Annotated in this window: 25 protein-coding genes; 14 read left to right on the top strand and 11 right to left on the bottom strand. The window is 63.5% G+C overall.

What is annotated here, in order from left to right; translation table 11 throughout:
* Positions 1-90: 90 nt before the first annotated feature.
* From AB4Z51_RS02195 to rfaD, 3 genes are read right to left on the bottom strand one after another with little or no spacing between them, the layout of a single operon-like run.
* Positions 91-1,344: an O-antigen ligase family protein gene (locus AB4Z51_RS02195; RefSeq protein ID WP_441497014.1), complete on the bottom strand. Its 1,254-nt coding sequence runs from the start codon at positions 1,342-1,344 to the stop codon at positions 91-93.
* A 41-nt stretch (positions 1,345-1,385) separates the two neighbouring features.
* Positions 1,386-2,870, bottom strand: a complete 1,485-nt coding sequence (gene rfaE1, locus AB4Z51_RS02190; protein WP_441496951.1) for a D-glycero-beta-D-manno-heptose-7-phosphate kinase — start codon at positions 2,868-2,870, stop codon at positions 1,386-1,388.
* Positions 2,871-2,883: 13 nt separating this feature from the next.
* Positions 2,884-3,864 carry an ADP-glyceromanno-heptose 6-epimerase gene (rfaD, locus tag AB4Z51_RS02185; RefSeq protein ID WP_441496950.1) on the bottom strand — a complete coding sequence of 327 codons (981 nt, stop codon included), beginning with the start codon at positions 3,862-3,864 and terminating at the stop codon, positions 2,884-2,886.
* Positions 3,865-4,038: 174 nt separating this feature from the next.
* Between rfaD and waaF the strand changes: the two genes are divergently transcribed.
* The gene (gene waaF / locus AB4Z51_RS02180) at positions 4,039-5,088 is read left to right on the top strand and encodes a lipopolysaccharide heptosyltransferase II (RefSeq protein ID WP_135214516.1); all 1,050 of its coding nucleotides are present in this window, start codon (positions 4,039-4,041) and stop codon (positions 5,086-5,088) included.
* Positions 5,089-5,292: 204 nt separating this feature from the next.
* Positions 5,293-5,691 (top strand): hypothetical protein, encoded by a 399-nt coding sequence (locus AB4Z51_RS02175; RefSeq protein WP_135214515.1) that lies wholly within the window; start codon positions 5,293-5,295, stop codon positions 5,689-5,691.
* A 218-nt stretch (positions 5,692-5,909) separates the two neighbouring features.
* Here the strand turns inward: AB4Z51_RS02175 and AB4Z51_RS02170 are convergent, their stop codons facing one another.
* The gene (locus tag AB4Z51_RS02170) at positions 5,910-6,947 is read right to left on the bottom strand and encodes a glycosyltransferase family 4 protein (protein WP_441496949.1); all 1,038 of its coding nucleotides are present in this window, start codon (positions 6,945-6,947) and stop codon (positions 5,910-5,912) included.
* Between the two features lie 126 nt (positions 6,948-7,073).
* Between AB4Z51_RS02170 and galE the strand changes: the two genes are divergently transcribed.
* The 3 genes from galE to AB4Z51_RS02155 all read left to right on the top strand — a co-directional run bounded on the left by galE (position 7,074) and on the right by AB4Z51_RS02155 (position 10,748).
* Entirely contained in the window at positions 7,074-8,087 is a 1,014-nt protein-coding gene (galE, locus tag AB4Z51_RS02165) for a UDP-glucose 4-epimerase GalE (RefSeq protein ID WP_028153516.1), read from the top strand.
* A gap of 118 nt (positions 8,088-8,205) precedes the next feature.
* Positions 8,206-10,008: an ABC transporter ATP-binding protein gene (locus AB4Z51_RS02160; RefSeq protein WP_441496948.1), complete on the top strand. Its 1,803-nt coding sequence runs from the start codon at positions 8,206-8,208 to the stop codon at positions 10,006-10,008.
* A 38-nt stretch (positions 10,009-10,046) separates the two neighbouring features.
* On the top strand, positions 10,047-10,748 hold the full coding sequence (locus AB4Z51_RS02155) for a fumarylacetoacetate hydrolase family protein (protein ID WP_441496947.1): 702 nt from the start codon (positions 10,047-10,049) through the stop codon (positions 10,746-10,748).
* A 58-nt stretch (positions 10,749-10,806) separates the two neighbouring features.
* Here AB4Z51_RS02155 and AB4Z51_RS02150 read toward each other — a convergent pair whose 3' ends face one another.
* Positions 10,807-11,265, bottom strand: coding sequence for a YybH family protein (locus AB4Z51_RS02150; protein WP_135214512.1), 459 nt, complete (start codon positions 11,263-11,265; stop codon positions 10,807-10,809).
* A 131-nt stretch (positions 11,266-11,396) separates the two neighbouring features.
* On the opposite strand from AB4Z51_RS02150, the gene AB4Z51_RS02145 reads away from it, so the two are divergent.
* The 6 genes from AB4Z51_RS02145 (at position 11,397) to AB4Z51_RS02120 (ending at position 17,855) form a co-directional block, all read left to right on the top strand.
* Positions 11,397-12,209, top strand: a complete 813-nt coding sequence (locus AB4Z51_RS02145; protein ID WP_441496946.1) for an amino acid kinase family protein — start codon at positions 11,397-11,399, stop codon at positions 12,207-12,209.
* 13 nt (positions 12,210-12,222) lie between these two features.
* The gene (locus AB4Z51_RS02140) at positions 12,223-13,050 is read left to right on the top strand and encodes an amino acid kinase family protein (RefSeq protein WP_441496945.1); all 828 of its coding nucleotides are present in this window, start codon (positions 12,223-12,225) and stop codon (positions 13,048-13,050) included.
* 427 nt (positions 13,051-13,477) lie between these two features.
* Positions 13,478-15,505 carry a hypothetical protein gene (locus AB4Z51_RS02135; protein ID WP_441496944.1) on the top strand — a complete coding sequence of 676 codons (2,028 nt, stop codon included), beginning with the start codon at positions 13,478-13,480 and terminating at the stop codon, positions 15,503-15,505.
* Between the two features lie 66 nt (positions 15,506-15,571).
* Positions 15,572-16,621 carry a TAXI family TRAP transporter solute-binding subunit gene (locus AB4Z51_RS02130; protein WP_441496943.1) on the top strand — a complete coding sequence of 350 codons (1,050 nt, stop codon included), beginning with the start codon at positions 15,572-15,574 and terminating at the stop codon, positions 16,619-16,621.
* Positions 16,618-17,247 (top strand): hypothetical protein, encoded by a 630-nt coding sequence (locus AB4Z51_RS02125; RefSeq protein ID WP_135214508.1) that lies wholly within the window; start codon positions 16,618-16,620, stop codon positions 17,245-17,247. The genes AB4Z51_RS02130 and AB4Z51_RS02125 overlap by 4 nt, the downstream gene beginning before the upstream one ends.
* 26 nt (positions 17,248-17,273) lie before the next feature.
* Positions 17,274-17,855 carry a DsrE family protein gene (locus AB4Z51_RS02120; RefSeq protein ID WP_441496942.1) on the top strand — a complete coding sequence of 194 codons (582 nt, stop codon included), beginning with the start codon at positions 17,274-17,276 and terminating at the stop codon, positions 17,853-17,855.
* A gap of 156 nt (positions 17,856-18,011) precedes the next feature.
* On the opposite strand, the gene AB4Z51_RS02115 is transcribed toward AB4Z51_RS02120, so the two are convergent.
* The 3 genes from AB4Z51_RS02115 to AB4Z51_RS02105 all read right to left on the bottom strand — a co-directional run bounded on the left by AB4Z51_RS02115 (position 18,012) and on the right by AB4Z51_RS02105 (position 20,696).
* Entirely contained in the window at positions 18,012-18,941 is a 930-nt protein-coding gene (locus AB4Z51_RS02115) for an aspartyl/asparaginyl beta-hydroxylase domain-containing protein (RefSeq protein WP_441496941.1), read from the bottom strand.
* 522 nt (positions 18,942-19,463) lie between these two features.
* Positions 19,464-19,619, bottom strand: coding sequence for a hypothetical protein (locus tag AB4Z51_RS02110; protein ID WP_167768006.1), 156 nt, complete (start codon positions 19,617-19,619; stop codon positions 19,464-19,466).
* Positions 19,620-19,772: 153 nt separating this feature from the next.
* On the bottom strand, positions 19,773-20,696 hold the full coding sequence (locus tag AB4Z51_RS02105) for a LysR family transcriptional regulator (protein ID WP_441496940.1): 924 nt from the start codon (positions 20,694-20,696) through the stop codon (positions 19,773-19,775).
* Between the two features lie 213 nt (positions 20,697-20,909).
* Between AB4Z51_RS02105 and AB4Z51_RS02100 the strand changes: the two genes are divergently transcribed.
* The 3 genes from AB4Z51_RS02100 to AB4Z51_RS02090 are packed head-to-tail and all read left to right on the top strand — an operon-like array spanning position 20,910 to position 23,146.
* Positions 20,910-21,620: an SDR family NAD(P)-dependent oxidoreductase gene (locus AB4Z51_RS02100; protein ID WP_441496939.1), complete on the top strand. Its 711-nt coding sequence runs from the start codon at positions 20,910-20,912 to the stop codon at positions 21,618-21,620.
* Positions 21,621-21,635: 15 nt separating this feature from the next.
* Entirely contained in the window at positions 21,636-21,872 is a 237-nt protein-coding gene (locus AB4Z51_RS02095; protein WP_441496938.1) for a tautomerase family protein, read from the top strand.
* A gap of 32 nt (positions 21,873-21,904) precedes the next feature.
* Positions 21,905-23,146, top strand: a complete 1,242-nt coding sequence (locus tag AB4Z51_RS02090) for a YbfB/YjiJ family MFS transporter (RefSeq protein ID WP_441496937.1) — start codon at positions 21,905-21,907, stop codon at positions 23,144-23,146.
* Between the two features lie 17 nt (positions 23,147-23,163).
* Here the strand turns inward: AB4Z51_RS02090 and AB4Z51_RS02085 are convergent, their stop codons facing one another.
* From AB4Z51_RS02085 to ahcY, 3 genes are all read right to left on the bottom strand, one after another.
* On the bottom strand, positions 23,164-24,630 hold the full coding sequence (locus tag AB4Z51_RS02085; RefSeq protein WP_441496936.1) for a flavin-containing monooxygenase: 1,467 nt from the start codon (positions 24,628-24,630) through the stop codon (positions 23,164-23,166).
* Positions 24,631-24,679: 49 nt separating this feature from the next.
* Positions 24,680-25,099, bottom strand: a complete 420-nt coding sequence (locus tag AB4Z51_RS02080; RefSeq protein WP_441496935.1) for a nuclear transport factor 2 family protein — start codon at positions 25,097-25,099, stop codon at positions 24,680-24,682.
* A 163-nt stretch (positions 25,100-25,262) separates the two neighbouring features.
* The gene (gene ahcY / locus AB4Z51_RS02075) at positions 25,263-26,684 is read right to left on the bottom strand and encodes an adenosylhomocysteinase (RefSeq protein WP_441496934.1); all 1,422 of its coding nucleotides are present in this window, start codon (positions 26,682-26,684) and stop codon (positions 25,263-25,265) included.
* Positions 26,685-26,723: the final 39 nt, after the last annotated feature.

Genomic DNA, 26,723 nt, shown 5'->3' with positions numbered 1-26,723 from the left:
GATGAAATCCCAGTTAGATGCAACCTGACCGCGCTGATAGCCCATCTCGACAAGACTTGCCAGTACAAGGCTTGCCAGCCGCGCGGCCGTTCAGGAACCGGCTTCCCCCACCTTCGCCTCGGCGTGTCGGGCCCGGATCACCATGCCGCCGGCAACGCCGACGCCGATGACATACATCCAGCCCTCGTGGAAGTCGAACAGATGGGAGTTGAACAGCGAGGTGAAGACGTTCTGCACCACGACCAGCAGGCCAATCCAATGGGCCAGCCCGTCGCCGCGGAACAGCAGGAGATGCAGGATCCAGATCGCGTAGAGAACGACGATGCCGATGACGCCCCATTGCACGGCGACATTCAGCGTCTGGTTATGCGGATTCCCGATCACCTCGGCAGAGGCCTGGTAGTGGCCGCTGGGCGTCGCGACCGCTTCGAACAATCCGCGCGTCGAGCCGGTGCCGTGCCCCTTGATCGGCGCCTCCGCGAAGAAGCCGAGCGATTTCCGCCAGAATTCGAGCCGCAAGCCCAGCGAGGTCGGCTCGCCCTTTTCGACATAGCGCGTGTAGTCGCTAGCGAAGGTGTCCGCGGTCTTGCGCAAGTGCGGCGATGCCTGCCAGGCGAGAGCCGCGCCGGCGAGCAGCGCGACGGAGATGAGCGCGATGCTGCGCCATCTCAAATGCAACAGCGCGAACACGCCGAACATGACCGGAATCGTGACGAGCGCGGTGCGCGATACCACCACGAAGGCCATGTTGACGAAGAAGCTCAGCGCCAGCGCCGTCAAAAGTCCGGCGAGCCAGTATCGCCTCTCACGCAGCAGCATCACGATCGGATAAGCGAGCGCCACCGCGCACAGGGTGAATTCCTGGCTCTGGTTGATGTAGTTCTTGACGAAGATGCCGCGCTCGAGGTGGTCGGACTTGAGAGTCAGGTCGGGATAGAAAGCGACCAGCCACGACATCACCGACAGCAGCGCGCAGGACACCAGGAAGGCGATGAACATCCAGTGGCCGCGCGGCGAGCGCTCGAAATGATAGAGGAAGACCGGCAGCACGAGCAGCTTGACGGTCGGACTGAGCGCATAGATGCGCGCGCCCCAGGCCGCATCCGACCACAGCGTGCCCACCAGCGCGAGCAGGACGAGCGCGATCGGCGCCGCTGCGATCGGGCGCTTCATCGATTGCAGGAATGCGCGGACGTCGAGAAACGGCACCATGCAGAGCAGGAACGCAACGTTGAAGATCGCCGCGAGCGAGGTCGACCAAGGCAGTGACGCCACAGTCAAGATGGCAAACAGGTCGACCGCCTCGCACCACGCCGCCGGGCTGCGAAAGCGCCGCCGCAGCATCTGGCCGGTCGTCTCCCGGGCGAGCGTCGTCGCTTGGTCCGTCACTTGCCCCCTCCCCGCGCGCGATGGACCAGCGCGGTCGTGCTGAAGCCCTGGAGGATGTCGACCAGCACGACGGTTCCGCCGGCGGCTTCGACGACCTCATGGCCGACCACCTGCTCGCGGGTGTAGTCGCCGCCCTTCACCAGCGCGCTCGGCTTGATCCGGGTGATCAAATCGATCGGCGTATCCTCCTCGAAAATGACGACGAGATCGACGGCTTCGAGCGCCGCGAGCACTTCCGCACGCGCCCGCTCGTCCTGAACCGGACGATCGGCGCCCTTCAGCCGCCGCACCGAGGCATCGCTGTTGAGGCCGACGATCAGACGATCGCAGGCCGCGCGCGCCGCGGTCAGCACCTTGACGTGGCCGGGATGCAGGATGTCGAAGCAGCCATTGGTGAAGCCGACGCGCAGGTCCTGCCGGCGCCATTCCGCGAGCTGCGCGTCGAGCGTATCAGGCTCGAGCACGATCTTCTCCTCGGCCGCGAGATAAGCATGCGGCAGGATCTTCCGCCGCAGCTCGGCCGCGCTCACGCTGGCCGTGCCTTGCTTGCCGACGGCAACGGCAGCGGCCGCATTGGCCATCCGCAGCGCCGTGTCCCAGTCCGCGCCCGCCGCGAGCGACACCGCAAGCGCGGCGGCGACGGTGTCACCAGCGCCGGAGACGTCGCGCACCTTCACGGGGACAGCCGGGACGTGAACGGCTTCACCATTGCGCGGCACCAGCGTCATGCCGTGCTCGCCTTGCGTGACCAGGATCGCCTCGCAATCGGCGAGCCGCATCACGTCCTCGCTGGCATTGACGATGCTTTGCGGCGTGTCGGCGCGGCTGCGGGTCGCCTCCGAAAATTCCTTGCGATTGGGCGTGAGCAGCGTGGCGCCGCGATAGATCGCCCAGTTCAGGCTCTTGGGATCGACGATCACGGGCTTGCCGAGCGTTCGCGCGGCGTCGATCGTGTGGCGGATCACGCGCGCGGTCAGCACGCCCTTGGCGTAGTCGGAGAGCAGCACGATGTCGGCGCGCGCGATCTGCGGCAGGATTGCGTCGATCAGCCTGGTCTCGATGTCGTCGGAGGCAGGCACCGCCTGCTCCCAATCCGCGCGCAGCATATGCGTGGAAAAATGCTCGGAGACGAAGCGGACTTTTCGCGTGGTGGGCCGCGACGGATCGCACACCAGCGCGCTTTCGATGCCGGCATGCTCCGCAAGTGCCGCTTCGAGCCGCTTGCCCGCATCGTCCTGGCCGACGAGGCCGATGAAGATGCAGCGCGCCCCGAGGGACGCGATATTGCGCGCGACGTTTCCGGCGCCGCCGATATGGATCTCGCTGCGCTGGGCGGCGATGACAGGCGCCGGCGCTTCCGGCGAGATCCGCGAGACCTCGCCATAGACGAATTCGTCCAGCATGATGTCGCCGATGCACAGCACCGTACGGCCTGAGATGGCTTGCGCGAGAGCGTCGAAATCGAGAATGGGCGTCGGCATGGTCCTTGAAGCCTCAGCGGAAGCGGTCTGGCCGGTCGAGATAATCGCCGACATAGGCTTTCACCGCATCCTCGAGTGTCGTGAAGCCGCCGTTATAGCCGGCGCGGTGCAGGCGATCGACCTCGCTCTGGGTGAAGTATTGATAGCTGCCGCGAATCTGCTCGGGCATGTCGACATATTCGATGTTGGGCCTGGTGCCGAGCGCGGCATAGGCAGCGAGCATCAGGTCCCTGAAGCTGCGCGCCTTGCCGGTACCGACGTTGAAGAGACCGGACACCGACGGCGTCGCCAGCAGCCACATGACGACGCGCACGACGTCGTCGACATAGATGAAATCGCGGCGCTGATCGCCGTCGGCGATGCCCTCGCGGTGTGACTTGAACAATTGCACGACACGGCCCGCCCTCACATCGTCGAAGCGGCGCGCCAGCACGCTCATCATCGAACCTTTGTGGTATTCGTTGGGGCCGAACACGTTGAAGAATTTCAGTCCAGCCCATTGCGGCGGCAGCTTCTCGCCGCGCGCGACGCGCTCGGCGACGGYGAGATCGAACAGGTGCTTGCTCCAGCCGTAGAGATTCATCGGCCGCAGTTTCTTCAGTGCGGGCAGTGAGGCGTCGTCGCCAAAGCCGTCGGCACCATCGCCATAGGTCGCGGCCGAGGAGGCGTAGATCAACGGCACCGCAGCCGCCGTGCACCAGTCCAGCAGGCGCATCGACAGGCGCAAATTGGTCTCGATCACGAGGTCGCCGTCGGTCGCGGTGGTCTCGGAAATCGCCCCGAGATGGATCACGGCGTCGAGCTTGCGGCCCTTCAGCCAGTCGAGCAGCTCGGCCGGCGGGACGATATCCACAAGCTGGCGCTTGGCGAGGTTTCGCCACTTGCCCTCGGTCCCGAGGAGATCGCAGACGACGACATCGCTGCGACCGGCCTCGTTCAGCGCAGCGACGACATTCGATCCGATAAAACCGGCCCCACCGGTCACCAGCAACATTCCACCTACCCTGCCAGGTTTTGCCCTGCCCGATTTTCACGGCCCGGTCCTGCCCTAGCGCATGATCCACCAAAGTGTAAGCGGTTTTGGGGTCGGCGCTGTCCCGGCTTTACCTGCAGGTCCGGAGCGGGTAACCGAACCGCCACAACAGCGCGTTCCCGGTGCTATTAACGAATGAACCAAGATTCGCAATTTAGCCGAGATGCAGATCGGAGCGACACAAGCCCGATCCTGATCATCCCCTATATGTGGATCGGCGATTTCGTCCGGAATCACACCGTTGTCCGGGTCCTGAACGAACGCTGGCCCAACCGGCCGGTCGATCTCCTCACCACCTCCCTCTGCGCCCCCCTGGTCGATTACATGCCCGGCGTGCGCGATGGCATCGTGTGGGACCTGCCGCGCAGCCGGCTCGCCGTTGGCCGCCAGTTCGGCCTGGCGAAGCTCCTGCGCGAGCGGAATTACGGGACAGCCCTGGTGCTGCCCCGGACCTGGAAGGCGGCCATCGCGCCCGCGCTGGCCGGCATCCCCGAGCGGGTCGGCTTCGTCGGCGAATTCCGGTTCGGCCTGCTCAATCGCTGGCGCTGGGGCGAGAAGAAGCTGCCCCGCTTCATCGACAAGAACGCCGCCCTGGCCCAGCCCGATGGCGCCCCCCTGCCCCCGGAATGGCCGGTGCCGCAATTGCGGGTCTCGGCCGAGGACATCGTCCGCTGGCGGCAGGCCAATGGCCTCAGCGCCGGGGCGGCGGTCGCGCTCGCCCCCGGCTCAGTCGGCGTCTCAAAGCGCTGGACCTACTATCCGGAAGCTGCCCGCCTGCTGGCCGAGCGCGGCCTGGAGGTCTGGGTGGTCGGCGGCCCCGCGGAAAAAGGGCTGGCCCAGGAGATCGCCGCCGCGGGCGGTCCGGGCGTGCGGGACCTCACCGGCAACGATCTGCGCAACGGCGTGCTGGCGATGGCCGCGGCCGGCGTCGCCATCTCCAATGATTCCGGCCTGATGCACATCGCAGCCGCCTTAGGCACGCCCACCATGGGCATCTTCGGCCCGACCAGCCCCTATCTCTGGGCCCCCCTCAACGGCCTCGCCGCGACCGTGGTCCAGGACAAGAGCGTGCTCTCATGCCAGCCCTGCCAGAGCACGATCTGCAAGATGAACGACCACCGTTGCATGCGGGATATCGCGGCTTCCGAGGTGGTGGCGATCGCGCAGCGGGTGCTCGGACTGTGAACTCATTGACGCCATGAGTACGCGCCTTAGTCGGGTCCTCGGGCAGACGAGTGCTCTACAGACCCTGTTGATTTAGATCAACTAAGCGTTCGCCAGTTCGCCGCACCCAAATGCTGCTCGAAACCGATACGAAGGGTCGCGTCTTGCTGCGCCCCCATCGAAGAGGCTGATCTAGCGGTATTGACCATTTAGTCGGAGAGTTTCATGAGGACCTTCAATCCTTTGGCGACGTTGGTACTTCTCGTCATGCAAACGGCCTCGATTCAGGCCGCGGATTTGAACGGAGCTTGGACAATCGACGCCTCGGCCTGTGGCCAAATGTTCTCCAAAGAGAACAACAGGATTGTCTTCAAGAAAGATGCTGATCTCCACGCGGGCGGTTTAATCGTCCAGGGAAGGCAAGTAACCGGCACATTTGAAAAATGCACCGTCAAATCGTTGCGCGATGACGGGCCGAATATGCGAATAATCGCCTCGTGCTCGGACGGCGTCTCGATTTCAGAGATGGCATTCGACCTGACGTTCTCCGGAGAGAATGAGATCACACTCAGCTCCAAGGAGCCGGTGCCAGTGCAAATGCCGTATGTGCGCTGCCCAATGTGAAGTCGACCGCGACGGTTTGAAGGAACCTGGATGGATGATCCGGGTATCGCAACTGCGGCCGATGATGACATCGTGCCGCTGTTTTGCCCGACGTGTCAAACGGATTCGTAAAATCCGCAAGCGCCGCACCGTCCGTCAACCCGTTGATTCCGCTGGCGCCGGCTACTTTGCATGGGGTTGTTTTCGCGATTTTTGTTTGCGGTCGCAAAAACGACAGTTCAGAGCAGCGGACGATAAACGTCGCCGATCCGCGCCGCTTCGGCATCGAGGCTGAACTTCGCCAGCACCCGTGCCCGCCCCCGCGCGCCCATGGCGAGCGCGGCGTCCGGGTCGCGCATCAGGGGTTCGAGCGCGGCGGCCAACGCATCAGCGTCACCAGTCGGGATCAGCACACCTGTCGAGCCGTCCTCGACCACGAGCGCGGCCGCACCGGCGCGCGCGGCGACGAGTGCGCTGCCGGCCGCCATCGCCTCGATCAGCGTCAAACCAAAACCTTCGTTGCGCGAGGTGAAGGCGTAGATCGTCAGCCGCTGATACCAGCGCTGCACCGCTTCGATCGGCAGTTCGCCGGTGATGACGATGCGCGACTGCAGGCCGGCGGCCTCGATCCGCTTCTTCAGATCGTTCGCAAAGGGAGTCTGCTCCGGCGTGACTTGGCCGACGATGATTGCGGTGAAATCCGGATAGCGCGGCAGCAGGCGACACATCGCGTCGACGAACACATCGGTGCCCTTCTGCGCGCGCACCCGGCCGAAGCAGCCGATCGCGTAGCGGCCCGGCAGCTCGGCTTCCGCAAACGCCGCGGCGCGATCGTCCGGCGGCGCGTAAACGTCGGTGTCGACGCCATGGGGGATCACCGTCGCCTTCACTTTCAGGAACGAGGCCGAGATGTCCGAAGTCGCGATGATCGCGTCCGTGCGCCGGATCAGCCAGCGCGTGATCCAGCTGTGATGCCGCTGTGCAGCCGACGTGAACACGAGTTTGAGCGGCCAGCCGAGCGCGCGCAGGAGCACGCCTGCGATCATCTCGTTGTTGCGCCGCGCATGCCAGATCAATGGTGCCTTGCGGCCCCATAGCTTGAGGAAATCGGCAGCGCTCAAGCGCGAAATCCCCTCCGGCCCATCCGAGCCGAACCACGCCGCGCGATAGAGCTTTGCCAGCCGCGGCGCCACCATCCGGTTGGTCGCGGTGACCCCGGAATAGCGTTTGTGCAGATTTGGCACGATCACTTCGAGATCGCCCGGGGAATTCGCCACGTCATGCTCCGTTACGGAAGCCCCCTATACGCAACATTAAGCATAGTGACCAGTTCAGGGCTGCCGAAACCCCCTCTTCACCGCGCAAACGTTAACTTGGCGCGTTGATCGAAGACGGGTGAGATCATGACTGTGCTAGTCACCGGCGGCGCCGGCTATATCGGAAGTCACACGGTCCTGGCGCTGGCGGAAGCCGGCGAGGACGTCGTCGTGATCGACGATCTCTCCACCGGTTTCTCGGCCTATCTGCCCGAGGGCGTGCCGCTGTTCATCGGCGACGCGGGCGACGAGAACCTGGTCGAGGGCGTGATCGCCCAGCACAACATCGAGAGCATCATCCATTTCGCGGGCTCCGTCGTCGTGCCGGAGTCGATGCGCGATCCGCTCGGCTACTACCGCAACAACTTCATGACCGCGCGCAATTTGCTCAACGTCGCGGTCAAGCGCGGCATCAGCCGTTTCATCTTCTCCTCGACCGCGGCCGTCTACGGCAATCCGGACCTGGTACCGGTGCCGGAGCACGCGCCGACGCGGCCGCTGTCGCCCTACGGCTCGTCGAAGCTGATGACCGAGATCATGCTGCACGACGTCGCCGCCGCCTACGGCATGCAATACGTGACCTTGCGCTATTTCAACGTTGCGGGTGCCGATCCGCAGGCGCGCATTGGGCTGGCCACCGTCGGCGCCACGCATCTGCTCAAGATCGCGGTCGAGGCCGCGACCGGCCAGCGCGCCAAGATCGACGTGTTCGGCACCGACTACCCGACCCAGGACGGCAGCTGCATCCGCGACTTCATCCACGTCTCGGACCTTTCGCAGGCGCACCGCTCGGCACTCGCTTACCTGCGCAATGGCGGCGCCTCGACGACGCTCAATTGCGGCTATGGCCGCGGCTATTCGGTGCTGGAGACGATCGACGCCGTGCGCCGGGTTTCGGGCCGCAGCTTCGCCGTGCAATACGCCCCACGCCGGCCTGGCGACATCATGACCATGGTTGCCGACACCAGCCGCATCCGCGGCCTGCTCGACTGGAAGCCGCAATACGACGACCTCGAGACCATCGCGGCCCACGCGCTGGCCTGGGAGGACAAGCTGTTCCGCGAGCGCCATGGCGAACTCCGCCACGCCGTCTCGGCCTAGATTCCATCCCAGCGCAAGCCCTTAATTGGGCTTGAAAAGCGCGGCTTTAGCGGGCACAGAGGCCCTTCGATCCCTGACGCGCGGGCAGGCTTTTCCTTGCCCCGTCAATGGACACCGGATGGCCCAGTTTCCAAAGAAAATCACCGACGATCCCTATACGGCGGCAATCCTGATTCGCCGCCTGGTCACGGAACAGGGGATCATCTACTGGCGGCGTTACCTCGTCGCCTTCGCGCTGATGGCGCTTGCCGCCGGATCGACCGCGGGCGCGACCTACGTGCTCGGCCAGGTCATCAACCAGGCCTATGTCGACAAGAACATCCCGGGCATCGCGATGTTCTCGGGCATCACGGTGATCCTGCTGTTCATCAAGGGCGTGGCGACCTACGGCCACATGGTGATCCTGACCAAGATCTCCAACGCGATCCTCGCCACCAACCAGCGCCAGCTGTTCGCCAAGCTGATGCGCGAGAGCGTCGGCTTCTTCTCCGAACGGCATTCGTCTGAATTCCTGGCGCGGCTGACCGCCGGCGCCAAATCCATCACCGACGTGCTCAACATGCTGGTCAACGCCGTCGGGCGCGACTTGTTGATGCTGCTCGCCATGATCGGCGTGATGGTGTGGCAAGACCCGGTGATGTCGTTCATCGGCCTCGTCGTGGTGCCGCCGGCGATGCTGGTGCTGCGCAAGCTGGTCAAGCGCATCAAGGGCCTCGCCTTCAACCAGTTCACCGGCACCGCAGACATCTTGGAGACGATGCAGGAATCGCTCCAGGGCATCCGCACGGTGAAGGCATTCACGCTCGAAGACACCATGCAGAAGCGCATCGACGAGAACATCGCGATCGTCGAGCGCAATGCCAACAAGATGGCCCGCGTCGCCAACCGTTCCAACCCGCTGATGGAGATGCTCGGGGGCTTCGCGGTCGCCGGCTGCCTGCTCTACGGCGGCTACAGCGTGGTCGCGCTCAACGCCACGCCCGGCGCGTTCTTCTCCTTTATGACCGCGTTCCTGATGGCGACCGAGCCGGCCAAGCGGCTGGCGCGGCTCAACATCGATCTCAACAGCCAACTCGTCGGCGCGCGCATGCTGCTCGAGGTCGTCGACAGCCCGGCGAGCGAGCATTCCGACGACGACAAGCCGGCGCTGAAGCTGTCCGAAGCGAAGATCGAGCTGCGCGACGTCAGCTTCTCCTACCGGACTGGCGAGACCGTCCTCAACCGCATGTCCTTCGTTGCCGAGCCCGGCAAGGTCACCGCGCTGGTCGGCCCCTCCGGCGGCGGCAAGTCGACCGTGCTGGGGCTGCTGCTGCGTTTCTACGAGGTGGCGCAAGGCGACATCGTGATCGACTGCCAGTCGATCGCCGCGGTCTCGCGCAAATCGCTGCGCGCGCAGACCGCCTATGTCGGCCAGGACGTCTATCTGTTCCGCGACACCATCCGCAGCAACATCGCCTTCGGCAAGCCCGGCGCGAGCGAAGAGCAAATCGTTGATGCTGCGAAAGCCGCCTGCGCGCATGATTTCATCATGAGCTTCCCGCTCGGCTACGACACGCCGGTCGGCGAGCACGGCACGCAGCTTTCCGGTGGCCAGCGCCAGCGCATCGCGGTGGCGCGCGCGCTGATCAAGAACGCGCCGATCATCCTGCTCGATGAAGCCACCGCCGCGCTCGATTCCGAGTCCGAGCGGCAGGTACAGGAGGCGATCGAGCATCTCTGCCAGAACCGCACCACCATCGTGATCGCGCACCGCCTGCACACCATCATGCACGCCGACGCGATCCTGGTGGTCGAGGGCGGCGAGATCGTCGAGCAGGGCCGGCATGACGAGCTGCTCCGCCGCTCGGGTCGCTACGCCTCGTTCTTCCGCCTGCAGCATCACTCCGCCGGCGCTCTGGCGCCGATCAGCGCAACCGCATAGAGTTTCCTTCACCCCACCAAGAGCAGCGAGACCGCTCCATGAACGCCGCCTCCTACGTCATTCCGCTTCCGCCCCAGGCTTCGCTTCCCGTCGTCGGAGAGAGCGGCCGCTACCCGGTGCGCCGCATCTGGTGCGTCGGCCGCAACTATCTCGAGCACATCCGCGAGATGGGTAACGACGAGCGCGCGCCGCCGTTCTTCTTCGCAAAGCATGCCGACATGCTGGTGCCCGACGGCGCCACCATTCCCTATCCGCCGCTGACCAAGGATTTGCATCACGAGGTCGAGCTGATCGTCGCGATGAAGAGCGGCGGCCTCAACATCCCCGCCGACAAGGCGCTCGACCATATCTACGGCTATGCCGTCGGCATCGACCTGACCCGCCGCGACCTCCAGATCGCCTCGCGCAAGAAGGAGCGCCCGTGGGAGATCGGCAAGTCGTTCGACGGCTCGGCCCCCTGCTCCGCAGTGCAGCCGGCCTCGAAGATCGGCCATCCCGCGAAGGGCAAGATCTGGCTGACGGTCAATGGCAAGGAAGGCCAGAAGGGCGATCTCACCGAGCTGATCTGGAACGTGCCCGAGATCATCTGGCAGCTCTCGCAGCAGGTGAAGCTCGCCGCCGGCGACATCATCATGACGGGCACGCCGGCCGGCGTGTCGCAGCTCCAGCCCGGCGACAAGCTCGAATGCGGCGTCGACGGCGTCGGCACGCTGAAGGTGAGCATCGGCCAGCCGGAATAGGCTGAACGACATCTGGAAATCGAAAAGGCCCCGGACATCTTCGGGGCCTTTTGCATTTCTACCAGGCCTTCACCGGCCGATTGGCGTGGCTCGCCTGCGGCACACCGCGATTGAGCGACATGTGGGAATGCACGCACAGCCAGCCATCGCCATTTTTTGAAAACACCATCGTCGCGCGGCCGGGGCGCGGAAACGCGCTGCCATCGGGATGGTAGCCCGTGCTCGTCCACGGCGCGACCACCGTCGCCATCGTGCCGTCGGGGGATGCCAGGATCGAGGTTTGGTCAAGGACGAAGCGGAAGTCGGACGTCTTCGGCCAGACATTGTCCCATTGCGTCGCGACCCATTGATCGAGGCCCGGGATGACATCATTATGCGTGCCGAAGGCCAGCACGTCCGGATGAAAGAGCGGCCGCGCCGAAGCGTAATCGACCTCGCGGACATAGCCAGCGAAGGCTTCCAGCCACGCACGAAAGAATTGCACGATCTCGGTGTTCGCAACTGGCAACGGGGCCATTGCCTGCTCCATGTTTGGCCGCTAAATCGCGGCGACCTTGTTGCCATGGACTGAAGTGTGCGGCAAGATTCGCGGTCGAGGCCGAAGGGTCCGCCGCAGAGACTGCATCAGAAAACGAGAGGATATCTCGGATGTCGAACACGATCACGGAGCTCGAAGGGCTGATGATGCAGCGCTCGCTCACCGACCCGCAGCTTGTGGCCGCAGCAGAGAAAGCGGCGGACTTCCGCATCCTGCCGGACGCAACCGTCATCAAGATCGGCGGCCAGAGCATGATCGATCGCGGCCGGGCCGCGGTCTATCCGGTCGTCGAGGAGATCGTCGCCGCTCGCAAACCCCACAAGCTCCTGATCGGAACCGGCGCCGGCACCCGTGCGCGGCATCTGTATTCGATCGCAGCCGGACTTCGCCTGCCGGCCGGCGTGCTGTCGCAGCTCGGCGCTTCCGTTGCCGATCAAAATGCCGCGATGCTCGGACAGCTGCTTGCCAAGCACGGCATCTCCGCTGTCGCCAGCGCCGGGCTGTCGTCCGTGCCACTGTTCCTCGCCGAGGTGAATGCGGTGATCTTCAGCGGCATGCCGCCCTATAGCCTGTGGATGCGGCCCGCGGCGGAGGGCGTGATCCCGCCCTATCGCACCGATGCCGGATGCTTCCTCGTCGCCGAGCAGTTCGGCTGCAAGGCGATGATCTATGTGAAGGACGAGAACGGCCTCTACACCGCGAACCCGAAGACGTCGAAGAACGCCACCTTCATCCCGAAGATCTCTGTCGCGGAGATGAAGGCCAAGGGCCTGCAGGACTCCATTCTCGAATTTCCGGTGCTCGATCTCCTCACCTCGGCGCGCCATGTCCGGCAGGTGCAGATCATCAACGGCCTCGTCCCTGGCAATCTCACCCGCGCGCTTGCGGGCGAGCATGTCGGCACCATCATCACCGCGAGCTGAAGAGAGCACCGTCATGGCTGATACCAACCAGATCAAGCACGTCGCCTCGCCGCTCGCGCGCCAGACCCTGCTCGACAGCGATCTCACCCGCCCCGTTGCCGGCAACCGCCCGATCAAGCTGCTGCCCTGGCTGCAGGTCATCAAGATCGGCGGCCGCATCATGGATCGTGGACATGAAGCGATCCTGCCGCTCGTCGACGAGCTGCGCGCGCTGCTGCCGGAGCATCGGCTGCTCATCCTGACCGGCGCCGGCATCCGCGCCCGCCATCTCTACAGCGTCGGCCTCGACCTCGGCCTGCCGGTCGGATCGCTCGCGCCGCTCGCCGCCAGCGAGGCCGGCCAGAACGGCCACATCCTGGCGAGCCTGCTCGCGCCGGAAGGTGTCTCCTATGTCGAGCATCCGACCATTGCGAGTCAGCTCGCGATCCACCTCACCGCCGCGCGGGCAGTCGTCGGCAGCGCCTTCCCACCTTACCACCATCATGAATTCCCGACCTCGCGCATCCCGCTGCATCGGGCCGACACCGGCGCCTTCCTGCTCGCCGACGCGCTGGGAGCCGCGGGCCTCACGATCGTGGAGGACGTTGACGGCGTCTACACCACTGATCCCAACGGCGTCGACGGCAAGAAGGCGGAGCTGCTGAAGGAGACGAGCTTTGCCGAGCTTGCGAAGCTCAAGGGCACGCTGCCGTTTGATCCGGCACTGCTGGAGGTGATGGCCAACGCGCGGCACATCGCGCACGTGCAGATCGTGAACGGCCTCGTGCCGGGCCGCATCGCGGCGGCGCTGCGCGGCCAACATGTGGGGTCAATCATCCACACGGGTGCCCGGCCGGCGTGACGTCCCGGCCAGGTCCACACGATCTATATCTGTGGCGTTCGGTGAAATACGCCGAAACCAATAGAACCCATTGCAACAAGCGCTCTTCGATCACCCTGATCCGGGTTATTTCGACGCGCTTCTCCAAATCCAGAGCCCGGCTGTCGATCCGATAGAATTCTTTGCGGGTCGACCGAAACTCGGGATCGAGGTTCCATCTGCTCTTGGTGAGCGGACCCGGCACACAATACGGGTCGGTCGCACTCGAAGGCCTCACGCTATCGTTTAGAGCTGGAATATCACCATTTAATTTCGCTTTAATATTAATTTAAAATATATTATTGTCCAATTAACATAATTTTAATGATTTGCTGCGGCGCCGCGTAAGCCTAACGGCGGACTCATTCCGATCAAGTGTGATCCGATTTAGTTATTTTGAGGCGGTCGAATGCGTTTGGAAAAATGGTTGACTGCTTGTCTGATGGTTTCAGTCGTCGTTGCGGCAACACAGTTCGGTGTGTTCGACCGATTCAGCGAACACGAGGCTTCAAAATCGACCGACAATTTAAAGCCAGTCGCCTCGCAAAGGCCCATTCAGCGCGAGACGACTGCGGTCTTCGCGCAGGACACCGGAGCCTCGGCACAGGCATTGTCGGCGGGCATAATACAGGGCCGCCAAGTGCTCGAAGAGCAAGCCTCGGACATCGACGCACAGGGGGGCAAGTTGACGACGCCGCCCGCTGAATTACGGCGATCTCTGGACCAAGAGCGAGAAATCTCCGCCGCATTGACGATTGAACTTACCAAACTGCGCAGCCACTTAGAAACGACATTGGCCCTGTCGAGCAAGTCCCAAGACGATGCGGCACGGCAAAGAAAGGCAGCGGAAGATACAGCGGAAGTTCTCCGGCAGTCCTTACAACAAGAACAGGCCAAGACGGACGAGGCGGCCGCGCGGCAGAGACAGGCGGCGGAACGCGAGGTCGCGGAACTGAGGAAATCTCTGCAGCAGGAGCAGGAAAAGGCCGCCGCCCTCGTTAAGATGAACAACGACGTGAAGGCAGCAACGGCCAGCGACCAGCAACAGGGTCGCGCGCTCGAAGAAGCAAAAGTTCGCGTCGCGTCACTCGCGAGCGAACTTGCCGCAGCGGGCAAGGCCGCCGCGCAGCAGAAACAGGCGGCGGAACACGAGATCGCGGAACTGCGGCAATCTCTGCAGCAGGAGCAGGAAAAGTCTGCCGTCCTCGTCAAGGTGAACAACGAGGTGAAGGCTGCGACGGCCAGCGCTCAGCAACAGAGCCGCGCGCTTGAAGAGGCACAAGCTCGCGTCGCGTCGCTCGCGAGCGAACTTGCTGCAGCGGGCAAGGCCGACGAAACCGCCGCGCAGCAGAAGCAGGCGGCGGAACACGAGATCGCGGAATTGCGGCAATCTCTGCAGCAGGAGCAGGAAAAGTCGGCTGCCCTCGTCAAGGTGAACAACGAGGTGGAGGCTGCGACGGCCAGTGCCCAGCAACAGAGTCGCGCGCTTGAGGAGGCAAAGGCCCGTACAGCATCGTTTGCGAGCGAACTTGCCGCTGCACGCAAGGCCGACGAGGCCGCCGCGCAGCAGAAACAGGCCGCGGAACGCGAGATCGCGGAACTGAGGAAATCTCTGCAGCAAGAGCAGGAGGCTGCGACGGCCAGCGCTCAACAACAGGATCGCGCGCTTGAGGAGGCAAAGGCCCGTACAGCATCGCTTGCGAGCGAACTTGCCGCTACGCGCAAGGCCGACGAGGCCGCCGCGCAGCAGAAACAGGCGGCGGAACGCGAGATCGCAGAATTGCGACAATCTCTGCAGCAGGAGCAGGAAAAGTCTGCCGCCCTCATTAAAATAAACAACGAGGCGAAGGCTGCAACGGCCGGCGCTCAGCAACAGGGTCGCGCGCTTGAAGAGGCACAAGCTCGCGTCGCGTCGCTCGCAAGCGAACTTGCCGCTACGCGCAACCCCCAAGAGGAGGCGGCGCACCAGAAACAGGCCGCGGGGCGCGAAATACTTTTGCAGCAGGGGCCGAGCAGGATGGATGGCATGGCGCGTGACCCCGCATCTGCGCAACGCCCCATTGGCGAGCCCGTGACAGCGAAGCGCGCAATTGAAGTCCCGATCGTGCCGATGACACCGACCGCGGCAGCGGCAGCGGAACGGCCGGTAACCGCAGACCAGGACAAGGCAGAAGCGGCCCGACTAATCGCACGCGCGAGTGCTTTGCTCGGCCAGGGCAATATCGGGGCCGCGAGGATCGTGCTTGAGCGTGCCGCGGAGAACGACAATGCGCGGGCACGTTTTATGCTCGCGGAGACGTATGATCCCGTCGTTTTATCGGCCTGGGGCACCTATGGAACGCGGGGCGAAGCGGCTAAGGCGCGAGAGCTCTACGCGAAAGCACAGAGCGGCGGTATTCGCGAGGCCAAGGATCGGCTCGAAGCGTTGGGTCGTTGAAAGACCTGCGTTCACCCGCTGTGAGCGCTGAAGAGGCCTGCAACTGGCAATCAAGAAGGGGCTGACATGAAAACGCTACCAAGGCCATGCTTGTTGCTGCTGCTCGCCGCGCTAGTCTTGGCGACCATGGCAGTTTCGCCATCCGGTCTGGGAGCACAGACAGCGCGCCCCACCAAGGGTAATGGACCAGCTGCTCGAGGGCCCCTACCCCAGCCCCAGCAGACCGAAAAAGATCGAATGAACGCCTGGACTGTTGGATTGGCTGGCGGCTTGCTGGAGGGAGCGCCAATTCGCCTTGCCGCGGAAATGGCCCGCGTCGTCGATGACGGAGCGAATCTGCATTTGATACCAATCGTCACCCGAGGAGCCACGGAAAATCTGAACTCACTGCTTTATCTGCGCGGCGTCGATACGGCGATTATCAATTCCGATGCGCTCGAAGAGTATAAGATTCAAGTGCCGGGGATCCGAAGCCACATAACGTACCTTCTCAATCTCTTCCCGTCCGAGCTGCATATTTTCGTAAGACCGGAGATTACAAACCTGCAGGATCTCGCCGGAAAAATAGTGAACTTCAACACACAGGGCACCGCAGCCGCCTATTCGGGGCCGCTGATCTTCAGCCGCCTTGGCATCCAGGTCGAGCAGACGTTCATTCCGCATCAGGTCGCGCTGGAACAACTGCGTAAAGGCGAAACGGCGGCCGTGGTGTTCATCACGTCAAAACCTGTCGACGCTTTCGTGCGCGGCCGCTGGGACGCGGGATTTAAATTTCTCCCGGTCAACTACGACAGCAGATTTGAGGACTACTACCTGCCTGCGACGTTGGAGGCAAATGAATATCCCAACCTCATCAAGCAGGGCGAGCGGGTGTCAACCATCGCGGTGCCAACCGCGCTTGTCTCATTCAATTGGACACCGCAGTCGAACCGTTATCAACGCGTTGCGCGCCTGGTCGACTACCTGTTTTCCAGGATAGATCGCCTGCAGGCGCCAGGCTTTGACCAGAAATGGAAGTCCATCAATCTCGCAGCGACCGTTCCCGGACTAACCCGCTTCCAACCCGCGCAAGAATGGTTGGATCGCAAGGCGCGCAGCGCACAGGCGCCACCATGAAGTCCGCGGTATTTCCTCTAGCCGTTACGCTCAATTTCGCCTGCGGCATCGCCTATGCGCAGAGTGCGAACGATCCGATGGACAATCTTCGGACTTGTTCAATGGTGGAAGAACCCGCCCGACTGAAATGCCTAGAGATTCAATCACGGAAAATTGCCTCGCCTGCCAAGTCGGGACCTTACGACAACTGGCTGCTCAGCGAGACCACGTCCCCCGTTGACTATTCGCCGATCGTAACTGCCACCACACGCTCGCGCGGCGACGCGGATGACGCCGCAATGCAGCTCGTTATCCATTGCCGCCGAGGCCGCTCTGAACTCGTGCTCACGGGAGCAACGATGCCGCGCAGCGCCGAAGCATACGCCATCTCCTATCGCGTCAATGCGGATCCGCCGGTGCAGCTTGCCGCCGCCGCGTCGCCATTAGGGTACGGCGCCGTCTTCCGGGGCGACGTCGTCGGCTTACTGCAATCGTTACCTGAGGAGGGCAGCATCGTTGTCCGTCTTTCCACTCGCGCCGGCTCGACTCGGGAGGGGCATTTTCTGCTCGACGGATTAAAGGTCGTGCGAGAAAAACTCGCGACGGCGTGCAAGTGGCCACATCCCGTCAGCAGCCCAAGGCACTGATAGTCATGGAATGAAGGAAAAACAATATGATCAGAATTGGACGTTTGGCGACAGCAACCATCGCAGGTTTGGTTATGGCGCTCGTGATCGAACCGACCGCGCAAGCGAAGATGGACGATCAGGCGAGCGCACAATCGAATAAGCCGAGCCAGGTTAGCAAGAGGCAATATAAATATAACAGGCAGAATCAGGCAATCGAGCACCGAGACCCGGCAACAAAGCCGGCGGAGCCCGCCGGGAAGCCGCATCGACTGATCTTGCAGGTCAATTCTAACGACCCTGCGACGATGAATCTCGCACTTAACAATGCAACAAACGTCACGCAATATTATCGCGATCTCGGTGAAAGAGTGGAGATCGAAGTCGTCGCATTTGGCCCCGGGCTTCACATGTTGCGCGATGACACCTCCCCCGTAAAGGCGCGCATCGAGGTACTCGCGTTGAGCAATCCGGAAATCTCCTTCAAGGCCTGCGGTAACACTCAAGACAATATGCGTAAGTCCGAGAACAAAGATATCAACCTAATTTCCCAGGCAACGATCGTGAAATCCGGTGTCATCCGCGTCATGGAACGGCAGGAGCAGGGTTGGAGCTACGTCAAACCGTGAGATGCGGACCGGAACCTGCATTACGCGTGAGTGAGAAGAACACCTGGGTGGGTCGCTTCTTCCGGTCTTCGCGTGATGTGGGGCATCGAGTTGATGCCTGGCTTTTTTGTCGCGTTCCGGAGCTCAGCTCCGGGGCTTTTCATCGCGGCGCGACGATCACCGCAACGCCGACATCACGATCAGGCCCAGGACCAACGCGGTCAGCGAATATTTCAGCGTGTAGTAGACGTTGCGGTTCCACTCCTTGACCTTGCGGCTGCCAAGGTGGATCTCGTAGAGCTTGCCGAAGACCTTGTTGAGCACGCCGACACTCTCGCCATCCACGTTCTGGGTCGCCGATGCCTTGACGATGTGATGGCTGACCCACCGGTTGATCGCGGTCATGAAGCCGTACTTCATCGGGCGCTCGACGTCGCAGAATAGGATGATGCGGTTGACGTCGGTCGCATTCTCGGCGCTGTGGATGAAGGTCTCGTCGAACATGAAAGCCTCGCCGTCGCGCCAGACGCATTCGACGCCGTCGACCAGGATGCGGCACTTGTTCGAGTTCGGCGTGACGAGCCCAAGGTGGTAGCGCAGCGAGCCCGCGAAGGGATCGCGGTGCGCTCCGAGCTTGCCGCCCGGCGGCAGCATCGCAAACATCGCGCCGTGCACGCTCGGGATCGCGTTGAGCAACTCCACCGTCTTCGGGCACAACGTGCGCGCCGATGGCAGGAAGTCGTCGTACCATTTCAGGTAAAACCGCTTCCAGCCGCTCTTGAAGAACGAGTAGAAGCCCCAGTCGTTGTTCTTCGCCGCTGCGCGAATGAAACCTTCGTCGAACAGGCGTACCGCCTCGTCGCGAATGGTCTCCCAATTCTCGCTGAGCGGCTTCAGCTCGGGAAACTGCTCGACCGGGATCACCGGCTTGTTCGGCACGGCCGAGCCCGCATACATCAGCACATTGTAGGGCGCGAGATAGGTCGAGTGATCGCCGAGCTGGCGCGCGAAGCGCAGTCGCTGCTTGCCGCGGAAGTGAACGTAGATCGTCGATGCCGCAAGCGCATAGAGAACGACAAGTTGCGGCGCAAAAAGCTGTTTCAGCATTTCCCCAAATCCCGAGTGACCCAGCCGGGAACGTGATCTACTCCGACCCGGCCCGAGCTGCAAGATATTGGCGTGCATCCTGAGGCTGTTCCGCGGGTTGTGATTGGGACGTCCCCAGCCGTGCTGCGCACAATTTGGCTGACGCGCCACCAATCCCCGCGTTGCGGTCGGTCAGCGGCATGCTATCCTGGTTCCAGGGTTGGAAAGTCAGGGTGCGTCTTGGGGATATGGCGCTCGTTGGCGGACTCCGCGCTCGCGTTGTTTCTGCTTGGAATATCCGCATCCCTAAACGGCCAAGGCACTTCGCCGCAACCACCAAGCGGTAAACCTCCGGATCCGGGGCGGCCAGTGGCTGCGGGTCGGGCAGACATTTGCCTGCGAGGTCGAAGCCGGTAAGCGCATCACCCCGCCCGATCCGGACATACTCAGCTTTGCATGCCAGCGCATGGGCGCGCTTGGGGCCGGCATCTCGGAGGCCTCACTCCGACCGGGGCAAAGTAGGTTCGATTGGGCGCGTGCCAGTCACACCCGCGACAGCGCCTGGAGCCCCTTGAAGGTGAGGCGCTTGGGGTCGGTGACACCGGCGAGATAGAGCCGGCGGATGAAGGCGATGACGGCGTCGCGGTCGCAATCGGTCAGCGCGACGACGGCGTCGACCGCAATCTTCTGGGCTTCCATTGGGCTCACCTCGGCCTTGCGAGTAACCCCGGCCGAGACAGGCTAGAACTCATCCGTTAAATCGGCGTTAACCGTTCTGGAACCATCGCCGATTCAGCCCGGCGGCCGTATACGCAAAACAACGCATTGGCAGTCGCCGCGCGGCCGCAATGACTAGCGTGCACCGAGGCTCTTCTTGAGCTGCGCAAAGTGCTTCTTCAGCCGGGGCACGGCGAAGTCGGTGAAGGCCCGTACCTTGGGCACCGCGAGCCGGCCCTGCGGGCAGATCAAATGCGCGGGCATCTCTGGATCCTCATCGCCGGCCAGCACGATCTCGAGCTCGCCGCGCCCGACCTGCTCGGCCACCTGATACGAATACATCCGCGCCACGCCGCGCCCGGCGACCGCGGACGCCACCGCCGCATAGGTGCTGTTGACGACGAGCCGCGGCGTGAACTGGACTGTCCTGGCTGCCGATGAGCCGGCCGGTGGCGCAAAGGTCCAGGAATTGGGCAGGTGCGCCATCGCCACGATCTGGTGCTTAGCGAGATCGCCGGGTTCAGCGATGCGCGGGTGCTGCTTCAGATAGCGCGGCGCTGCGACGACGACGCGGCTGATCTCGCCGACCCGCATCGCCACCATCGCCGAATCCGCGAGAGGTCCGATGCGAAGCGCGATGTCGACGCCCTCCTCGATCAGATTGACCGAACGATCGAACAGCAGGAGCTTTGCCGACACCGTCGGATAGGCATCGAGAAATGCGTCGAGGATCGGCCGCAGCACCATCTCGCCCGACACCACGGGGGCAGTTATCGTAACCAGGCCGCGGGGCGCCGTGCGCGGTCCGGCCGCGATGTCGTCGGCCTCCTCCAATTCGGTGAGCACGCGACGGCAGATCGCAACATAGCGCTCGCCCTCCTCGCTCAGCTTGATCGATCGCGTCGTCCGGTGCAGCAGCTCGGCGCCGACCCGCTCCTCCAGGAAGGCGATGGCGCGGCTGACCGCCGCCGGCGAGCGGCCGAGCTTGCGCCCTGCAGCGGCCAAGCTGCCCTCGTCCACCGCAAGGACGAACACCTTCATCGCATCCAGACGATCCATGCCTACCCGTCGCCCCATCAAATTCCAGTGACAAGCTAAGCGTTCGCCCCCGCCGCGACAACCGCCGCCAAAGGCCGGTCCGGCATTCGTTCGCGCCACGTAACAGTGTCTGCCGGACAACGTGTATTCGCAGCCGGGCCGCCGCGGCGTACCTCATTACGCAAGCCAGCCGCTGCTGGCGCAGGTTCTGAAAGCCAACAACAGGAGTCCGTCATGGGTATCGAGCAGAAGGTCGCCATCATCACCGGTGCATCGCAGGGTATCGGCGCCGCCCTGGTCCAGGGCTTTCGCGATCGCAACTATCGCGTCGTCGCAACGGCGCGCTCCATCAAGCCGTCGGGAGACGATGACATCCTCGCCGTTCCCGGCGACATCGCGGACCGCGCCACCGCCGAACGCGTGGTCTCGCAGGCAGTCGCGCGCTTTGGCCGGGTCGACACGCTGGTCAACAATGCCGGCATCTTCGTCGCAAAGCCGTTCACGCAGTACACGGCCGAGGACTATGCGGCGGTGATGGGCACCAACGTCGCAGGCTTCTTCCACATCACGCAGCTCGCCCTTGCGGAGATGGAGAAGCAGGGTTCGGGTCACGTCGTTCAGATCACGACCACGCTGGCCGATCAGGCCAATTCGAACGTGCCGTCGGTGCTGGCCTCGCTGAGCAAGGGCGGACTGAATGCAGCGACCAAGTCGCTTGCGATCGAATACGCCAAGCGTGGCATCCGCGTGAACGCGGTCGCGCCCGGCATCATCAAGTCGCCGATGCATACCGTTGCGACGCATGCCCAGCTCGGCGCGCTGCATCCGGTCGGCCACATGGGCGAGATGTCCGACATCGTTGGCGCCGTGCTCTATCTCGAGAGTGCCTCCTTCGTCACCGGCGAGATCCTGCACGTCGACGGCGGCCAGAGCGCCGGCCACTGAGCGCGGAGAAAGACCATGCCGATCGTCACCATTCAAGTGACCCGCGAACGAACGACGCCGGGAGCGGCGTCGCTCACAGCGGAGCAGAAGGCCGCGCTGATCAAGGGATCGAGCCAGTTGCTGCTCAACGTGCTCGGCAAGCCGCTCGAGTCCACCTTCGTCGTGATCGAGGAAGTCGACACCGACAATTGGGGCTGGGGTGGCCTGCCCGTGCAGGACTTCCGGCGCCGCCGCGCCGCAAAGACTGGATGATCCGCGCGCCATTGTGTGCGCAGGAGGATGACATGACCGAACTCAATGCAAACACTGGGCACCACGCCCGGCCACATCAGCGGCCGGGATCGGAATCGCAATCGACTTCGCGGCAGGCTTGGCGGTACGCCGTGGCGGGATTGTCCGCATCACTGGTCGGGCTTGGCCTCGCCCGCTTTTCCTATACGCCGCTGATCCCGGCGCTGATCGCCGCAAAGTGGTTCAGCGCATCCGACGTCGTTTATCTCGGCGCTGCCAACCTCGCCGGTTACCTCGCCGGCGCGCTCGCCGCACGCGCCTTGGCCACCCGCATCGGCGCCGTCCGCGCGCTGCGGGCGATGATGCTGCTTGCCACCCTCTCCTTCTTCGCGAGCTCTACCCCGGTGTCCTTCACCTGGTTTTTCGCCTGGCGCTTTCTGTCGGGCCTCACCGGGGGAATCATCATGGTGCTGGCGGCCTCCGTCATTCTGCCGCACGTATCGGCCGCGAGGCGCGGCATCGTCGGCGGCGTGATCTTTGCCGGCGTCGGCCTTGGCGTCGCGGCATCGGGCACGCTGGTGCCGCTGCTCTTGCAACAGGGCTTGCAGCAGAGCTGGTATGGCGTCGGCGTGCTCTCCGCCGTGCTCACGCTCGCGAGCTGGTGGAACTGGCCTGCGGAGGCCAGGAGCGATGCCGCGCCTTCGCATCACGCGAAGTCCCATCAGGCCTCGCCCGCCGTCCGCGCGCTTCTGGTCCAGTATGGCCTCAACGCGGTGGCCCTGGTGCCGCACATGGTCTTCATCGTCGACTTCGTGGCGCGTGGCCTCGGCCAGGGCATTGCCGCGGGCTCGCGCTACTGGGTGCTGTACGGTCTCGGCGCCATCGTCGGCCCGCTCGTCACCGGCCATCTCGGTGACCGCTCGGGATTTGGACCGGCCTTGCGCGCGGCCTTCCTGATCGAGGCGGTCGCCGTGCTGCTGCCCACCGTCAGCACCGCGCCGGTTTCGCTGATCGAGTCGAGCGTCGTGGTCGGCGGCTTCACACCCGGTATCGTACCGCTAGTGCTCGGGCGCATTCATGAGCTCGTGCCGCACTCGACCGAGCAGCAGCGCGCGACATGGAGCCACGCCACCACCAGCTTTGCGATGTTCCAGGCGGCGGCAGCCTACGGCCTCTCCTGGATCTACGCGCAGACCGGCGGCGACTATCTGGTCCTGTTCGGACTTGGCGGCGCCGCCGTGGTGCTCGCGCTTGCGATCGATCTTGGGCTCGCGCTCACCACGCGCAAGGCATAAAGCGGGCGGCTGCGTGATCAGGAATACTGCATCACGCCGTCGTCGATCTTGCCGAAGCGCAAGGAGACGATGTCGAGCGCGTAGTTCTGGTACAGCCGCCACGGCTGCTTCGAGCCCTGCTTCGGCATCTTCGCGACCGAGCGCTGCACATAGCCCGAGGTGAAATCGAGCGACGGCTGCGCGGTGATTTCAGGGTCGTCATTGTGCGGCATGCACTGACGGAAATTGTGCCGGTCCATGTAGTTGATGAGACGGCAGACATATTCGCAGGTGAGATCGCACTTCAGCGTCCAGGACGCGTTGGTGTAGCCGAAGGCCGACGCCATGTTCGGCACGTCGGCATACATCATGCCCTTGTAGGTCAGCGTGTTGGCGAAATCGACGGCGCGGCCGTCGACACTTACCTCGAGACCGCCGACGACCTGAAGCACCAGCCCCGTCGCGGTGACAATGATGTCGGCCGCAAGCTCGCTGCCGTCCTTCAGGCGAATGCCGTCGCGCGTAAAGGTGTCGATCTCGTTGGTGACGACGGCGGCGCGCTGCTCGCGGATCGCCTTGAACAGATCGCCGTCGGGCACGAGGCAGAGCCGCTGGTCCCAGGGATTGTAGCGCGGCGTGAAATGGGTCGCGACGTCGTAGTCGGGGCCGAGCGCCATCTGCACGCCCTTGAGCACCAGCTCCTTCACCTTGGCAGGCCGGCGCCGGCTGAGCTGGAAGAAGAACATCCCCCACATCACGTTGCGCCAGCGGATGACATGATAGGCAAGCCGCGTCGGCAGATTGCGGCGCAATTTGTTGGCGACGGGGTCCTGCGCAGGACGCGACACCACATAGGTCGGCGAGCGCTGGAGCATGGTGACCTGCGCCGCATTCTTGGCGAGCTCAGGCACCAGTGTCACCGCGGTCGCACCCGAGCCGATCACGACGACGCGTTTTCCCGCGTAGTCGATGTCCTCGGTCCATTTCTGCGGATGCACGATGCGGCCGGCGAAATCCGCCACGCCCGCGAACTCCGGCGTATAGCCCGCCTCGTATTTGTAATAGCCCGAGCACATGAACAGGAAATTGCAGGTGAAGCGCACGAGCTCGGTTGCGCCCTCGCCCGTGATGCGCTCGACCTCGACGGTCCAGCGCGCCTCCTGCGTCGACCACGCCGCGCGCTTGACGCGATGGCGGAAGCGGATGTGCTTCTCGATGCCGTTCTCGGCTGCTGTCTCGCGCACGTAATTCAAGATCTGCGGCCCGTCGGCGATCGCCTTCGGATCGGTCCACGGCTTGAAGGAATAGCCGAGCGTGAACATGTCGCTGTCGGAGCGGACGCCGGGATAGCGGAACAGGTCCCAGGTGCCGCCGATACAGTCGCGGCCTTCGAGGATGACGTAGCTCTTGTCCGGGCACTTGCTCTGAAGATGATAGCCCGCGCCAATGCCGGACAGGCCGGCACCGACGATGAGCACGTCGAAATGTTCTGCAGCTTTAGCCATGGCGTTCTCCCCGGCACAGGATGGGCGACGCCGTGCCGAATTGCAACCGTCAGGCGGTGGCAGCGCCGTAGACAAGGGCTGTGTCGAAATACTCGTAGAATTCCACTGCCTTGCCATCCTTGAAACGCCAGAAATCGACCTTCGGGGTCTCAGCGATCTTCCCGGTCCTCTTGTTGGTCCAGGCACATGAGCCGCGCGCGAAAACAACGTCGCCCTGCGCGACGTATTCATTCATCGTGTAGTACTGCATGCTCCAGTCAGCCAGCAGACCGTCGAAATAGCCACGCAGCTGCGCGCGGTCGTCATAACACTTGGCAAAGGGCACGGCCGGAGCCCCCTGCGGAAGCGAGTCGAATTTGATCTGCGGGCCGATGACGCTGTCGAACCAATAGTCGACGCTGCCGCCCTTGCTGTCGTTCCACCGACGATAGGCTTCTTTGAGCAATTGAACGTTGGCTTCGCTGGACATCGCATTCCCTCCATATGCATTTGACAATGAACGTGGGAAACGCGGCCACCCGCTTCAGAAGTGGCGGGCTTGTTCTGGCTCTACCTCCGAGCGTAGCACAATGAGTCTACAAAAAAAGGCCCCGGATCGCTCCGGGGCCTTCGTGTCGCAGCTGGATGCGATCTCAGTAGCGGTAGTGGTCCGACTTGTACGGACCTTCCTGCTTCACGCCGATGTAGTCGGCCTGGTCCTTGCGCAGCTCGGTGAGCTTGACGCCGATCTTGGCGAGGTGCAGGCGCGCGACCTTCTCGTCCAGCGACTTCGGCAGCACGTAGACTTCCTTCTTGTACTTGCCGTCCTTGTTGTTGGCGAACAGCTCGATCTGCGCCAGCGTCTGGTTGGTGAAGGAGGCCGACATCACGAAGGACGGATGGCCCATCGCGTTGCCGAGGTTCACGAGGCGGCCTTCCGACAGCATGATGATGCGGTGCTTGTCGGGGAATTCGATCTCGTCGACCTGCGGCTTGATGTTGGTCCACTTCAGGTTACGCAGACCCGCGATCTGGATCTCGTTGTCGAAGTGGCCGATGTTGCAGACGATGGCGCGATCCTTCATCGCACGCATGTGCTCGATCGTGATGATGTCCTTGTTGCCGGTCGCGGTGACGAAGATGTCGGCGCGGGGCGCGGCGTCTTCCATGGTCACGACCTCGTAGCCTTCCATCGCGGCCTGGAGCGCGCAGATCGGATCGACTTCCGACACCATCACGCGGCAGCCGGCCTGGCGCAGTGACGCGGCCGAACCCTTGCCGACGTCGCCGAAGCCCGCGACCATCGCGACCTTGCCCGACATCATCACGTCGGTGCCGCGACGGATGCCGTCGACCAGCGATTCACGGCAGCCATAGAGGTTGTCGAACTTCGACTTGGTGACGCTGTCGTTGACGTTGATCGCCGGCCACAGCAGCGTGCCGGCCTTCTGCATGTCATAGAGACGATGCACGCCCGTGGTGGTCTCTTCGGAAACACCCTTGATGCTCTTGGCGATCTCGGCGAAGTAGCCCTTCGGCTTTTCCTTGAGCTGCTTCTTCAGGAGCGCGAAGAAGACTTCCTCTTCCTCGGAGCCGGGCTTGTCGAGAAAGGCGGTGTCGCCGTTCTCGGCGCGCAGACCGAGATGGACGTACATGGTGGCGTCGCCGCCGTCATCGAGGATCATGTTCGGGTGACCGCCGYCGTGCCAGTCGAACAGTTTTGCGGTGTAGTCCCAGTATTCGGCCAGCGTCTCGCCCTTGACCGCGAAGACGGGAATGCCGGCGGCCGCGATCGCCGCGGCGGCGTGGTCCTGCGTCGAATAGATGTTGCAGGAGACCCAGCGAATGTCGGCGCCGAGGGCTGCCAGCGTCTCGATCAACACGCCAGTCTGGATCGTCATGTGCAGCGAGCCGGCGATGCGCGCGCCCTTCAGCGGCTGCTTCGGGCCGAACTCCTCGCGGGTGGCCATCAGGCCGGGCATCTCGGTCTCGGCCAGCGAGAGTTCCTTGCGGCCGAAGTCGGCCAGCGAAATGTCCTTGACGATGTAGTCGGTGAAGCCGGGCTTCGCATTCATAGCGGAGGTCCTGTTGTTGAATTGGTCGTTCTGGGTCGC

The organism is Bradyrhizobium sp. 2TAF36 (assembly GCF_052114925.1).
Lineage (GTDB): Bacteria > Pseudomonadota > Alphaproteobacteria > Rhizobiales > Xanthobacteraceae > Bradyrhizobium > Bradyrhizobium barranii.
The sequence above is the reverse complement of the archived record's forward strand: the minus strand, read 5'-3'. Positions and strand labels throughout refer to the sequence as shown.

Coding starts and splice junctions, on each gene's coding strand:
- AB4Z51_RS02195 (WP_441497014.1), bottom strand. CDS start 1,344: ATGCTGCGGCGGCGCTTTCGCAGCCCGGCGGCGTGGTGCGAGGCGGTC.
- rfaE1 (WP_441496951.1), bottom strand. CDS start 2,870: ATGCCGACGCCCATTCTCGATTTCGACGCTCTCGCGCAAGCCATCTCA.
- waaF (WP_135214516.1), top strand. CDS start 4,039: ATGAACCAAGATTCGCAATTTAGCCGAGATGCAGATCGGAGCGACACA.
- AB4Z51_RS02175 (WP_135214515.1), top strand. CDS start 5,293: ATGAGGACCTTCAATCCTTTGGCGACGTTGGTACTTCTCGTCATGCAA.
- galE (WP_028153516.1), top strand. CDS start 7,074: ATGACTGTGCTAGTCACCGGCGGCGCCGGCTATATCGGAAGTCACACG.
- AB4Z51_RS02160 (WP_441496948.1), top strand. CDS start 8,206: ATGGCCCAGTTTCCAAAGAAAATCACCGACGATCCCTATACGGCGGCA.
- AB4Z51_RS02155 (WP_441496947.1), top strand. CDS start 10,047: ATGAACGCCGCCTCCTACGTCATTCCGCTTCCGCCCCAGGCTTCGCTT.
- AB4Z51_RS02150 (WP_135214512.1), bottom strand. CDS start 11,265: ATGGCCCCGTTGCCAGTTGCGAACACCGAGATCGTGCAATTCTTTCGT.
- AB4Z51_RS02145 (WP_441496946.1), top strand. CDS start 11,397: ATGTCGAACACGATCACGGAGCTCGAAGGGCTGATGATGCAGCGCTCG.
- AB4Z51_RS02140 (WP_441496945.1), top strand. CDS start 12,223: ATGGCTGATACCAACCAGATCAAGCACGTCGCCTCGCCGCTCGCGCGC.
- AB4Z51_RS02135 (WP_441496944.1), top strand. CDS start 13,478: ATGCGTTTGGAAAAATGGTTGACTGCTTGTCTGATGGTTTCAGTCGTC.
- AB4Z51_RS02130 (WP_441496943.1), top strand. CDS start 15,572: ATGAAAACGCTACCAAGGCCATGCTTGTTGCTGCTGCTCGCCGCGCTA.
- AB4Z51_RS02125 (WP_135214508.1), top strand. CDS start 16,618: ATGAAGTCCGCGGTATTTCCTCTAGCCGTTACGCTCAATTTCGCCTGC.
- AB4Z51_RS02120 (WP_441496942.1), top strand. CDS start 17,274: ATGATCAGAATTGGACGTTTGGCGACAGCAACCATCGCAGGTTTGGTT.
- AB4Z51_RS02115 (WP_441496941.1), bottom strand. CDS start 18,941: ATGCTGAAACAGCTTTTTGCGCCGCAACTTGTCGTTCTCTATGCGCTT.
- AB4Z51_RS02110 (WP_167768006.1), bottom strand. CDS start 19,619: ATGGAAGCCCAGAAGATTGCGGTCGACGCCGTCGTCGCGCTGACCGAT.
- AB4Z51_RS02105 (WP_441496940.1), bottom strand. CDS start 20,696: ATGGATCGTCTGGATGCGATGAAGGTGTTCGTCCTTGCGGTGGACGAG.
- AB4Z51_RS02100 (WP_441496939.1), top strand. CDS start 20,910: ATGGGTATCGAGCAGAAGGTCGCCATCATCACCGGTGCATCGCAGGGT.
- AB4Z51_RS02095 (WP_441496938.1), top strand. CDS start 21,636: ATGCCGATCGTCACCATTCAAGTGACCCGCGAACGAACGACGCCGGGA.
- AB4Z51_RS02090 (WP_441496937.1), top strand. CDS start 21,905: ATGACCGAACTCAATGCAAACACTGGGCACCACGCCCGGCCACATCAG.
- AB4Z51_RS02085 (WP_441496936.1), bottom strand. CDS start 24,630: ATGGCTAAAGCTGCAGAACATTTCGACGTGCTCATCGTCGGTGCCGGC.
- AB4Z51_RS02080 (WP_441496935.1), bottom strand. CDS start 25,099: ATGTCCAGCGAAGCCAACGTTCAATTGCTCAAAGAAGCCTATCGTCGG.